The following is a 12,656-nucleotide window of genomic DNA, read 5'->3' on the forward strand; positions in this document are numbered from 1 at the left end:
CGGCGAAGCCGGGCAGTCGGCCGAGCTGCGACCGTGACGTCGGCTCACGTTGAGCCGGTCCGCACCCGGCAACGAGAGCGGATGACCCGAGCGGCCTAGCCGGGGGCAGCAGCCCTGACCGTGACGTCGACTTACGTTGGGCCGGCCCGCACCCGGCAGCGAAAGCGGATGACCCATCCAGGGAATCCGAAGCCCCCACCCCTGGCCGTCCGGCTCAAGGAAGACTTGCGGTGCAGGGTCGGGAGTCAAGGGTGGAGCGGAGCGGAATCGGCGCAGCCGACGCGTAGCGCAGCGGAGCGCCCTTTACTGCCGGCCCGGAGGCGCCACAATCCGCAAAAAACCGGGCGGCCCCGGCCACCGTCAAAGACACCGGCCCACCGAAGTCACAGAGAAGGAGGAGGCGGCCGGACAGCATCACGCCGAGTGCCCCTTCGGCCAGTAGTGCTCCGTGAAGAGACGGGACACCAGCTCGCCCCGGCTGGAGACGCCGACCTTGGCGAAGAGGGTCTTGATGTGGTCGCGGACCGTGTGCGGGGTGATGAACAGCCTCGCGCCGATCTCGGCGGTCGTCATCCCCCGCGCGACGAGCTGGGTGACCTCCAGCTCGCGCGGGGACAACCCGTACGACTCCGCGATCAGGACCGCCAGGTCGGCAGGGGCCGGGGGCTCGATGACGAGGGCCACAGGACCCGGCCGCCCGCCGGGGCCCGTGAGGCACGACGCGTGGCAGACCAGCCAGCGCCCCTCCGTGGTCCGGATGCGCACGCGCGCGTCGCCGTGGTCACGGCCCTCGGCGACCGCCCGCGCCTGGAGAGCCGTGCCGATCACCCAGATCGGCAGTCGTACGGCCAGAGGTGAGGGGAAGGAAGGGCCCGTGGGGAGCGACGCGAGGTGCTGCCGCGCCTCCTCGTTGATCGACACCGCCTCGCCGGTCCCGTCGAAGAGGATCAGGCCGGGCGCGGGCACATCGGCCCGGCGTACGGGAGCGGGCGGCCGGGCGAACCCTCGTAGCAGCGCCGCCAGCGGGCGGGACTGGTCGGCGACCAGCGCGATCTCGTCCGGACGGAACGCCTCCGCGTGACGGAACAGGCTGATCAGGCCCCACGGCCGGTCGCCGATCCGCAGCACGGCCCGCAGTTCGTCGTGCACGCCCCACCCGCGCAGGAGGCGCCGGTAGCGGCTGCTGCGGGCAGGCAGGTCGCCGGTGGCATCGCGCAGCCCGGCCGCCGGGACGGCCGCGCGGGCCAGCTCGCGGTACGGCAGGACGGTCTCCTCCAGGAGCTCGTTCTCCCAGTACGCGGCGCAGCCCTCGCCCCAGCCGAGGTTCTCCACCAGCATCGGCGCCGTGATCAGGCCCGTCTCCGGGTCCGTGGCCCGCCACACGGCCGAGTCGAACGGCACGAGGCGGCGCAGCCCGGCCGACACCCGCTCGAACAACTCGACGACGCTCGCGGCCCGTTCGGCCCCGGCGAGCACCCCTCGGCGTGGATCGTTCATGTGCGCCTCTCCCCCCTTGCCGGCCCCGCTCAGCTTGCACGGTCCCGTGCGCGGCACCAACCCCTCGGATGAGGGGGTCGGCCCTGTCCGATCACCCGCAGGCGGGGGATGGGGCTCTCCGGCGCGTCCGACGAGAGTCGACGGCGATCCCACCCGGAGAACTCGGAGGTCGAGCATGGACGTCACCACCCCCACCCCCACTCCCACCCCCACCGCCATCGCCGTCGTCGGAGGCGGCGCCGCAGCCGTCGCCCTGCTGGACGCGCTGGCCGCGCCGGAAGACGGAGGTGGTGCCGGTGCGCTGGACGGGCCCGGCACCATCACCGTCTTCGAGCCGTCGCCGAACCTGTGGCGGGGCCGCCCGTACGGCCCGGACCTGGACTCGGTCCTGGTGAACTCGCCGCCCGCCATCATGTCCGTACGCCACGGCGACCCGGACCACTACGCGGACTGGCTCGGCGAACGGGCCGCCGACCACATGGACGAACTCTTCGACCGGCCCCTCGTCCCGCGCGCGCTCTACGGCGCATACCTGACCCACACCGCCGAGAAGGCGGTGGCCGCGCTGGCGGAGCGGGGATGGTCCGTCCGCGTCGTACCCGCCCGCGTGACCGGGGCCGACCGCGTGACCGGGGCCGACCGCGTGACAGGAGCTGACCGCTCCGGCGCCCACCTCATCCTGCGCACCGACGACGGCCAGGAGCACGCCGCGACGCGGGTCGCGCTGTGCGTCGGCGCGGGCAGCCCCCCGGACCTGTACGGCCTCGCGGGCACGCCGGGCTTCACGGCCGACCCCTACCCCCTCGCCGACACCCTCGGCGGCATCCCGGCCGGGAGCGACGTCGCGGTCATCGGCAGCGGCCTCACCGCCGTGGACGTCGTCGTGTCCCTCGCCGCCCGCGGCCACCGGGGGCGGATCACGCTGCTCTCCCGCACGGGGGTCCTGCCGTACGTATGGCAGCGCCCCGTCGACCGCCGCCCTCGGCACCTGACCGCCGAACGCGTGGCGGAGCTGCACGCGGCACACGGAACCGTCACCCTCGACGACCTCACCGGGCTGCTGCGCTCGGAACTCGCCGACGCCGGGGAGGACTTCGACGCGTTCGTCGCCGAGTTGCAAGCCGCCCCGGCCGAGGACCCGGTCCGGCGGCACCGGAGCCGGCTGGCCGCCGTCGACGACCCGCGCATCGGCCGTCGCGTACTTCAGGGGGCGGCGCACGCCGTCGGCCCGTACGCGTGGCGGCTGCTGCCCGAGGCCGACCGCGCGCGCCTGCGCGACCACTTCCGCACGGCCGTCGGCCTGGCCTCGCCGATGGTCCCGGTGAACGCGGCCGTCCTGATGGGGCTCATGGACTCCGGGCAGCTGACAGTCGCTTCCGGCGTCCGCGCGATCGAGCCCGCGAACGGGCGGTTCCGGGTCCGGTGCGCCGACGGGGAACGTACGGCGGACACCGTCGTCAATGCCGTGAACCCGCCCCCTCAAGCCGTCCCCGCCGGGGCCCGGCGCCTGGTCGACTCCCTGGTGGACACCGGCCTGGCCACGCTCCACCCGTCGGGCGGGCTGGTCCCGGCCGACCCGCGCGTGCACGTGATCGGGGACCTGACCGGCGGCGGCCCGTTCATCACGTCGAGCATCCCCGGCGTCGCGGCCCAGTCGTCCCGGACGGCCCAGGCCCTGCGCTCGCCCCTTTCATGAACGCGGCATGGCAGTCCCGTTGCGGCACCCCCTGATCGCTTGAGACCGGTGTCGGGCCACGGCTACGTTCAAGAAGTCAGGTCGACGAAGTCACGTCGAAGAAGTCACGTCGACGACTTGGCCGTGTGCCCGAGTGGCTGAGGGGCTGGACTGCAAATCCAGTAACGCGGGTTCGATTCCCGCCACGGCCTCCACTTCACGGGAATCCGGGGCTCTTCCTCCCGGGTTCCCGTGAGTCATCTCTCGAAATTCCCTGGGAACCACACGAACAGGTATCCCCAACTGCACGTTCTCATAACGGAGTTCGGCCCGCGGCCCTCCGCTCGACATACTCCCCCGGACAGCACCTCGGATCACGACTCCAGGGGGAAACTTGCGCCACCACGCCAGAAGAGCGGGCGCGGCCACCGTCGCCGCGGCCGCCGCCGTCGCCCTCGCAGCGGGCTCGACCGGCCCCGCGTCGGCCACAGCACCGACCCGGGCCCCGGCGGGGCCGGACCTCACCGCTCACAGCGTCGGCACCCACGTCACCCACCTCACGCTCCTCACCGGTGACCGCGTCACCGTCGGCCGCGACGGCCGCGTCACCGGCTTCCGGCCCGCGAAGGGCCGTGAACGCATCCCCGTACGGACACAGCGCCTGCCGAACGGCCACACCCTCGTCCTCCCCTCCGACGCCCAGCGCCTGATAGCCGACGGCACGGTGGAGCAACGGCTCTTCGACTTGGCGGAGTTGAGAGAGCAGGCGAACCGTACGGCCCAGAAGAAGGGCCTCAAGGTCATCGTCGGCTACAAGGGAGCCGCGACGGCCGCCAAGGCCGAGGTCCGCTCCGCCGGTGACACCACCGTCCGCAGGACCCTGAAGGCGCTGAACGCCGACGCCGTCAGCACGCCCAAGCAGGACGCGGCCGACCTGTGGGCCGCGCTCACCAGCGGCAAGGGCGGCGCCCGCACCGCCGCGTCCGGCATCAGCCACGTCTGGCTCGACGGCGTGCGCAAGGCGACCCTCGACAAGAGCGTCAAGCAGATCGGCGCCGACAAGGCCTGGGCCGCCGGATACGACGGCAAGGGCGTCAAGATCGCCGTCCTGGACACCGGCGTCGACGCCACGCACCCGGACCTCAAGGACCAGGTGATCGGCGAGAAGAACTTCACGCAGTCGGCGGACGCCAAGGACCGCTACGGCCACGGCACGCACGTCGCGTCCACCGCGGCCGGTACCGGAGCCAAGTCCGGCGGCAAGTTCAAGGGCGTCGCACCCGGCGCCAAGCTGCTCAGCGGCAAGGTCCTCGGCGACGAGGGTTACGGAGACGACTCCGGGATCATCGCGGGCATGGAGTGGGCGGCCGCGGAAGGCGCCGACGTCGTCAACCTCAGCCTCGGCGGCGGCGACACCCCCGGTGTCGACCCCCTCGAAGCGCAGGTCGACAAGCTCTCCGCCGACAAGGGCATCCTCTTCGCCATCTCGGCGGGCAACGACGGCTCGCCCGGTTCGGTCGGTTCGCCCGGCAGCGCGGACGCGGCGCTGACCGTGGGTGCGGTCGATGACGACGACAAGCTGGCGGACTTCTCCAGCCAGGGCCCGCGGGTCGGCGACGGTGCGATCAAGCCGGACGTGACCGCGCCCGGCGTCGACATCACCGCCGCCGCCGCGCCCGGCTCCGTCATCGAGAAGGAGGTCGGCCAGAACCCCGAGGGCTATCTGACGATCTCCGGCACCTCGATGGCCGCCCCGCACGTGGCGGGCGCCGCCGCCCTGCTCAAGCAGCAGCACCCCGAGTGGAAGCAGCCCGAGCTGAAGGGCGCCCTGACCGGCTCCACCAAGCCCGGCAAGTACACGCCCTTCCAGCAGGGTTCAGGCCGCATCGCCGTCGACAACGCCCTGAAGCAGACCGTGATCGCCGACCCGGTGTCGGTGAGCTTCGGCACGCAGCAGTGGCCGCACACCGACGACAAGCCGGTCACCAAGAAGGTGACGTACAAGAACCTCGGCAAGGACGACGTCACCCTGGACCTCACGGTGACCGCCACCGACCCCAAGGGCCGTCCCGCCCCCGCCGGGTTCTTCACCCTCGGCGCGAAGAAGGTCACCGTCCCCGCGGGCGGCACCGCCTCCGTCGACCTCACCGCGGACACGCGGCCCGGCGACACGGTGGACGGAACGTACTCCGCGTACATCGAGGCCAAGGGCGCCGGACAGTCCGTGCGCACCGCCGCCGCGGTCGACCGCGAGGTGGAGTCGTACGACGTCACGCTGAAGACGATCGGCCGCGACGGCAGGCCCACCGCACACCACGACTCGTCGATGTCGGCCCTCACCGGCGAGGACAAGGGGCTGAACCTCTTCCCCCAGGGCGCCACCGCCAAGGTCCGTGTGGCCAAGGGCACTTACCTGCTGGACTGGTCGATCCACGTCGACCCGGACGACATCGACAAGGGCACCGATTGGCTCCTCCAACCGCGGCTGACCGTCGACAGGAACATGACCGTGACCCTCGACGCGCGCAAGGCGAAGCCCGTCGACATCACGGTCCCGGACCGCGACGCCAAGCCGGTGTGGGGCATGCCGCGCTACATCTACCAGGGCTACGAATCCTCCCCCACCAACTCCTCGTTCAAGAGCCTGCGCACCGCCCACCTGGGCGCGGAGGTCCCCGAAGGCTTCGGTGAACAGTGGCTCGGCACCTGGACGAAGGGCGCGGGCACCCGTTACGACCTGTTCCTCGGCGGCCGGGTCAAGAAGCTCTCCACCGGCTACACCAAGCATCTGAAGCGCGCGGACTTCGCCACCGTCAAGGTCCGCACCGGCGCATCGGCCCCGGGCCGGACGGGCTCCCTCTCCGTCGCCGGATACCTGCCGGAGGCGGGCGGCATCTCGCACATCTTCGAGCCGCGGAAACTGCCGCGCACCACAACGGTGTACGCGACCGCGCTGGGTGCCACGAGGTGGGGCATCGACTTCGATCAGTACGGCGACAAGGACGAGGAGGGCGCGCCGGCCTTCGAGGGGACCTACGAGATGGACCCGCGGGACTTCACAGCGGGCCGGACCTACACGGAGACATTCAACGTCGGCGTCTTCGGGCCCGCTCTGAACGCCGCCGACATCGGCGTCTTCCGCGAGGGCGACCGGCTGGGCGGCCGCATCCCCGTCGTCGCCGACGGCAAGGGCCACGAGGGCTGGAGCGCGTACTCCGCCGCGAAGTCGACGCTCTACCGCGACGGCACGAAGATCGCCGAGAACGACGACCCGGTGAGCGGCGGCGAGACGTTCGAGGTGCCTGCGGGCGACGCCGAGTACCGGCTGACCGCGTCGGTGAAGCGTGACCCGAAGGTGGCCGCGGCCTCGTCACGCGTCGAGGCGTCCTGGACGTTCCGCTCGAAGACGACGGCGGACCGCACCCGGCTCCCCGCCTCCACGGCACGGTTCACGCCGAAGCTCGACCTGGCGAGCCGCGCCCCGGCCGGCGCCACCCAGTCCGTCCCGGTGACCGTGCAGGGCGCGGCGGCGGGCGCGGGCAACCTCAAGTCCCTTGCCGTGTACGTCTCGTACGACGACGGCAGGACGTGGAAGAAGGTCACCGTCCAAGGTGGCAAGGTCGCCGTGAAGAATCCGGCGAAGGGCGAGGGCGTCTCGCTCCGCGCCAGGATCACGGACAAGGACGGCAACAAGTCGTCGGTGTCCATCCACGACGCGTACTACGGCAAGTAACGCGGATCACGGGGCCCGGGGGGTGTCACGCCACCCGGGCTTCGTCCAGGCCCGCGAGAATCCCGTCAACGGTCTGATCGACCGTCAACTCCGTGCTGTCCAGCCAGAGTCCGACGCGAGGTGTCTGCTCGCGCAGGATCGCGTCCAGGTCCTCGACCGTCCACGCGCCGTAGCCCGTCTTGCCGCGGGCGGCCTCGCGGGCGGCGACCGCGTCGGGTCGCGGGGCGAGGACGACGACGTACACGGGGCGGGTGCGCAGGAGTTCCACGTACGACGTCAACTCCGCGCCCAGGATGACGTCCTGGACGACCGCGGCGAAGCCCGCCCCGGCGTACGTGTCGGCCGCCGCCGCGGAAAGCCGGTACCGCAACCGGAGTTGGGCCTCGCCCTCACTCCCGGCCTCACCCTCGTACTCCGCACCGCCCGAGACGATCATGCGGCGGAAGGCGTCGCCCCGCACGTGCGCGGCCTTCGGCAGGCGCTCGGCCAGTGCCTGCGCGACCGTGGACTTGCCGGACGCCATGATGCCGGTGAGGACGACGACGGCGCCCTCGGGCGGCGTCACGTGGCGACCGCCGCCTGCGGGCGGATCGGGAGGCGGTTGACCGGGCGGCCCGTCGCCGCGCGGACCGCCGAGGCGATGGCCGCCGGGGACGTCACGACCGGGACCGCGCTGGCCGCCTTCGCGCCGAAGGGGGCCACGACGTCCCGCTCCTCCACCAGCTTCACGATGCGGATGTCCGGGGTGTCCAGGGCGGTCGGGAGCGCGTAGCCGGTGAGGTCAGGGTGGCGGACGATGCCGCGCGGCGTACGGAGGTTCTCCGTGAGGGCCGCGCCCACGCCCTGCGTGACGCCCGCCTCGATGCGGGCCTTCAGCTGGGCGGGGTTGAGGATGCGGCCCACGTCCTGCGCGACGGCCAGTTCCACGACCCGCACGGAACCGATCTCGATGTCGACGTCCACGACCGCCCGGACCGCGCAGAACGCCATGCCCACGAACGCGTCGCCCTGCCCGGCCTCGTCCAGCGGCTCGGTCGGGTGCGGACGGCACTGGGCCGTGGCCCAGAGCTCCTTGCCCTCCAGAGCCTCCGTGACGGTCGTGGACAGCACACCGTCGTACGAGGTGATCTTGCCGTCGGTGATCTGGAGCAGCTCGGTCGACATCCCGAACTTGTGGGCCAGCGGCTGGAGCAGCTGTGTGCGGACCATCTTCGCCGCGCGCTCCACCGCACCGCCCGACACCCAGGTGTGGCGGCCGCGGCAGCTCGGGCCGGCCGGCGGCTGGTCGGTGTCGACGGGCGCGACCCGCACGTCCTCGATGCCGAGCGTCTCCTGGACGATCTGACGGGCCAGGGTGGTGAAGCCCTGGCCGGTCTCGACGGCCGCGCAGATCACCGTCGCGACACCGTCGTGGACCTTCACGGTGGCCGTGGAGACCTCGTCCGTGCCCTCGGCGCCGAGCAGTTGGACCATGCCGAGGCCGTAGCCGACGCCCCGGCGCACCGCGGCCGGTTCGCCCGCACCCTCGGGGCCGCCGGGCAGCAGCCACTCGTCCTCGGGGGTGTCCTTGGGCAGCTCGGGGAGGGGGAAGTCCCGTACGGCGGCGAGGAGTTCCGCTACCGGCGCCGGGCACGTCACGGTCTGGCCGGTGGGCAGGATGTCGCCGGTCGCCATGGCGTTGCGCAGCCGCAGCTCCGCCGGGTCGACGCCGAGCTTCTTGGCGATCTTGTCCATCTGGGCCTCGTACGCGGCGCACACCTGGAGCGCGCCCTCACCGCGGACGTGCCCGGAGGGCGGGTTGTTCGTGCGGACGGCCCAGCCCTCGATGAAGGCGTTCGGTACGACATAGGGGCCGCAGGCGAAGGAGACGGCGGCGGCGAGCGCCTCCGACGACGTGTCCGCGTACGCGCCCGCGTCGAGGAGGATCTGCGCCTCCACCTTGACCAGCCGGCCCTCGGCGTCCGCGTGGTGGCGGTAGCGCAGGAGCGTCGGATGGCGGTGGGCGTGGCTGAGGAAGGACTCCTCGCGGGTCGCGGTGAGCTTCACCGGGCAGCCGGTGCGCAGCGCCAGGAGGCCGAGCGGCAGCTGGAAGCCCGCGTCCTCACGGTCGGCGGTCGCGCCCGGTACACCGGTGACGACGACCTTCACGCGCTCCGGGGCGATGCCGAAGCAGGCGGCGGCCCGGTCGCGGTCGGCGTGCGGATCGGTGGAGGCGATGTACAGCTCCACTCCCCCGTCGGGACGCGGCACCGCGAGGCCCGCCTCCGCTCCGATCGGCGCCGGGTCCTGGCGGCCGATGCGGTACAGGCCCTCGACGACGAGCTCGCCCGCCGCCTCCGGGTCGCCGTGCCGCAGCGGGATGTGACGGATCAGGTTGCCGTCGGGGTGCAGCGGTTCGGCCTCGAAGGCCTTCTCCGGGTCGGTGACCGGTTCGAGCACCTCGTACTCGACGATGACGGCGGCGGCGGCCATCCGCGCGGTGTCGGGGTGGTCGGCGGCGACGGCGGCGATGGGCTCGCCGTGGTGGCGTACGACATCGGAGGCGAAGACCGGCCGGTCCGGGGTCCTGCGGCCGTGCAGCGGCTCGCCCGGAACGTCCTCGTGCGTGACGACCGCGCGGACACCCGGCATCTCCAAGGCGTGGCTGGTGTCGATGGAGACGATGCGGGCGTGCGCGTGCGGGGAGCGCAGGACGGCCGCCCACAGCAGGCCCTCGGCCCACAGGTCGGCGGCGTAGGGGAAGGTGCCCTCCGTCTTCACGCGGGACTCCGCGGACGGCAGCGACGCACCGATGCCGTGCGGCGGCTGCCCGGGTCCCGGCGGGGCGGCGGGGGGCGTGGTCGCGGTCGTGGCGTCGGTGCCGGTGCCGGTGCTCACGCGTGGCCTCCGTCCTGGCCGTAGGGGCCCGCCTGGTGCGGGATGCGTGCGTCGGCGTGACCGTGGCTGTGGCTGTGGCTGTGGTTCTGACCGGGCTGCTCCTGCTGGCCGTGCGGCCCCCCGTGCTGCCCGTGCCCGTGCTCGTGCTCGGCCTGCGCGGCGGAGTCCGCGGCGGCCGCGGACGCCTCGCGCTCGGCCACCACCTCGCGCACGGCGTCGAGCACGCCGCGGTAGCCGGAGCAGCGGCAGAGGTTGCCGCACAGGGCGCGGCGGGCCTCCAGGTCACTGGGGGCGGGGTTGCCCTCAAGGAGGTCGTGCACGGTCATGGCCATGCCCGGTACGCAGAAGCCGCACTGCACGGCTCCGCACGCGGCGAGAGCGCGCTGCACGTCGGAGGGCCGACCGTCGGCGGCAAGGCCCTCGACGGTACGGACCTCGCTGCCCGCGGTGGTCGCGGCGGGAACCAGGCAGGAGGCGACGAGACGCCCGTCCACCTGGACGTTGCAGGCCCCGCACTCGCCCTGCGAGCAGCCGTCCTTGGCCCCGGCGAGACCGAGCCGCTCCCGCAGGACGTAGAGCAGCGACTCGCCGATCCAGGCGTCGGTGACGGGCCGGTCGGTGCCGTTCACGCTGAGGACGTAGGAGACGAGGGGGTGGTCGTCGTGGAGGGGGACGGCCTCGGCCTCGGTCTCGGGCTCGGGCTCTGGTTCGGGCTCCGGATCGAGCTCCGCGGTGGCTTCCGCGTCGGCTTCGACGGGTGCGGCGAGCGGGGCGAGCGCGGCGGTCTCGTCCGGGGTGACTGCTTCGTCCGGAACGTCCGAGGGCTCGGCTGCTGCTTCCGGGGCCTCGACGGCCGGTTCGGGGTCCGGGACGGGGTCCGGGACAGGGGCCGCCGCTACCTCGACGGGCTCGACCGGCTCGACGGACTCGACGGGCTCCTCGACCGGCTCGGAGGCGAACTCCGGCTCCGGCTCCGGCTCGGGCTCGGCCACCAGCTCGGGCTCGGGAGCAGGCTCGGGTTCCGCGGCCGGCGGTTCCTCCGACGGAATCCTGATCGCCCGCAGCAACTGCGTCTTCTCGAACCGGTTCTCCGGCTGCGCCTCGGGCTGCGCATGGGGCTGCGGCTCGGGCTCCGGAGCCGGCTCCGCGACCGGCTGCGGGTCCGGCTGGACCCCCCAGGGCGCACCGGCGCCCGCCCCGGTCGCCCAGGGCGCGGGCGCGCCGCCGGGCAGCGTCGCGGGAGGCGTGCCGCCGCCCCACTGCGCGGCGAGCGAGGACGCCGTGAACTCGCCCGATTCGTCCGGCAGATCACCCTCGGCGACGGGGATCGACCACTGTCCTGTGACGTCGGCGGGGGGAGCCGCGGGCTCCTGCCCGTACTGGTGGGCGTAGCCCTGTCCGTACGTCTGCTGCTGCCCCGCGTGCTCCGCCTCGGGGAAGCTCCACTGACCGGTCGCCCGGGGGTCGTACCCGTGCGGCTCCGCGTGCGCGTGGGGCTGGGCGTTCGCATGGGGCTGGGCGTGGGGCTCGGGCTGCTCCTGCGCCGTGCCCGCATCGGGCCAGCGGACCGCGCCCGTCACCTCGGGCGGCATGACCCAGGCGCCCGTGGCGGCCGGGTCGGTGGCGTCGGCGGTGGTGGGGGTGACCGTTATCTGCGGCGGTACGTAACCGTGTCCCGGGGCGGCGAGCGGGACGTCCAGCATGCCTTCGGGGAGCTGCACGAACGCCGTGGCGTCGGAGTCGTACTCGCCCTGCGGATGCGGCTGCCAGCCGCCGCCGTTGTGGGTGTTCTGGTCGTCGCTCACGACAGCGCCCTCCCCAGTGCTCGTCGGGCCAGCGCGGCGACGGTGCGCCGCAGGTGCAGTACGGCGGGGGCGAGCGGCTGTTCGGTGCCGTCGGCCGCCGGGGGGTGGTCCGGGATGCACGCGGAGGCCACGTACTCACCGAAGGCGGTGACCGCCTCCGGGACGAGGCTGCCGCGCTCGCCGTCCCAGTCGATCAGCGAGGCCACCCACTGCTCGGCCTCCAGCGGGCGCAGCGGCATCGGCGCGATGGCGCCGACCGCGCACCGCACGCCGCGCCGCGCGGGGTCGAGGACCAGCGCGACGGAGGCCGTGGCACGGCCGGGGCCGGTGCGCCCGGTCGCCTTGAGGAAGACCTGGGGGGCGTGCAGGAGCGGTACGCGCACGAAGCCGATGAGCTCGCCGGGGCGGAGCATCTCCATGCCGGTGAGCAGGTGCGAGACGGGGATCTCACGGCGGGCGCCGCCGGGTCCCGCGATGATCAGGACGGCTTCGAGCGCGGCGAGGACGGGCAGCGCGTCGCCGGTCGGCGCGGCCGACGCGATGTTGCCGCCGAGGGTGCCCGCGTTGCGGATCTGGGGCGGTCCCGCGGCGCGCGCGGCGGCGGCCAGGGCGGGGATCAGGGCGGCGAAGTCGGGGCGCCCCATGCGCGCGTGCGTGAGACCGGCGCCGAGCAGGGCGTGGCCGTCCTGGTACTGCCAGCCGCGGATCTCGTTGATGCGGCCGAGGCCGACGAGGGCGGCGGGCCGCAATTGTCCCGAGTTGACCGAGGTCATGAGGTCCGTGCCGCCGGCGACGGGCACGGCGGCGGGCATGGCGGCGAGCGCCGCCACGGCCTCGTCCAGCGTGGCGGGCAGCTTCACCGAATGCGGTGTCTGTGCCGCCTGCGGTGCGTGCGTGCTCAAAACCGGCTGCCCCTTCCCGATGCCCGGCCGCCTGCTCCACGTACATCCATCGCGTATGTGGAGTGCTCGCCGTTTCGCGACGTGTCACCGTTACGCCTGTTCCGCCGTACGGTACGTGCTCACAACCCGGACGTGGCAACTCTGGCACATCTTCCCCGGGCCCCGAC

At 73.3% G+C, this 12,656-nt stretch carries 7 protein-coding genes and 1 tRNA gene; 3 read left to right on the forward strand and 5 right to left on the reverse strand.

What is annotated here, in order from left to right:
- Positions 1 to 414: 414 nt before the first annotated feature.
- Positions 415 to 1,497: a helix-turn-helix transcriptional regulator gene (locus AB0N81_RS37305; protein WP_365366511.1), complete on the reverse strand. Its 1,083-nt coding sequence runs from the start codon at positions 1,495 to 1,497 to the stop codon at positions 415 to 417.
- 175 nt (positions 1,498 to 1,672) lie between these two features.
- Between AB0N81_RS37305 and AB0N81_RS37310 the strand changes: the two genes are divergently transcribed.
- The 3 genes from AB0N81_RS37310 (at position 1,673) to AB0N81_RS37320 (ending at position 6,905) form a co-directional block, all read left to right on the forward strand.
- Positions 1,673 to 3,193 (forward strand): FAD/NAD(P)-binding protein, encoded by a 1,521-nt coding sequence (locus AB0N81_RS37310; protein WP_365366513.1) that lies wholly within the window; start codon positions 1,673 to 1,675, stop codon positions 3,191 to 3,193.
- Positions 3,194 to 3,312: 119 nt separating this feature from the next.
- A tRNA-Cys gene (locus tag AB0N81_RS37315) sits at positions 3,313 to 3,387 on the forward strand.
- A 179-nt stretch (positions 3,388 to 3,566) separates the two neighbouring features.
- Positions 3,567 to 6,905, forward strand: a complete 3,339-nt coding sequence (locus tag AB0N81_RS37320) for a S8 family serine peptidase (protein ID WP_365366515.1) — start codon at positions 3,567 to 3,569, stop codon at positions 6,903 to 6,905.
- Positions 6,906 to 6,930: 25 nt separating this feature from the next.
- On the opposite strand, the gene AB0N81_RS37325 is transcribed toward AB0N81_RS37320, so the two are convergent.
- The 4 genes from AB0N81_RS37325 to AB0N81_RS37340 are packed head-to-tail and all read right to left on the reverse strand — an operon-like array spanning position 6,931 to position 12,489.
- Complete coding sequence (locus AB0N81_RS37325; protein ID WP_365366517.1) at positions 6,931 to 7,470, reverse strand: AAA family ATPase; 540 nt, start codon at positions 7,468 to 7,470, stop codon at positions 6,931 to 6,933.
- A complete protein-coding gene (locus AB0N81_RS37330) occupies positions 7,467 to 9,782 on the reverse strand; it encodes a molybdopterin cofactor-binding domain-containing protein (protein ID WP_365366519.1) in 2,316 nt (771 codons plus the stop codon). Before AB0N81_RS37330 ends, AB0N81_RS37325 begins: the two co-directional genes overlap by 4 nt.
- A complete protein-coding gene (locus AB0N81_RS37335) occupies positions 9,779 to 11,587 on the reverse strand; it encodes a 2Fe-2S iron-sulfur cluster-binding protein (RefSeq protein ID WP_365366521.1) in 1,809 nt (602 codons plus the stop codon). Before AB0N81_RS37335 ends, AB0N81_RS37330 begins: the two co-directional genes overlap by 4 nt.
- Positions 11,584 to 12,489, reverse strand: a complete 906-nt coding sequence (locus AB0N81_RS37340) for an FAD binding domain-containing protein (protein ID WP_365366523.1) — start codon at positions 12,487 to 12,489, stop codon at positions 11,584 to 11,586. Before AB0N81_RS37340 ends, AB0N81_RS37335 begins: the two co-directional genes overlap by 4 nt.
- Positions 12,490 to 12,656: the final 167 nt, after the last annotated feature.

The organism is Streptomyces sp. NPDC093510, from assembly GCF_040683555.1.
Taxonomy (GTDB): domain Bacteria; phylum Actinomycetota; class Actinomycetes; order Streptomycetales; family Streptomycetaceae; genus Streptomyces.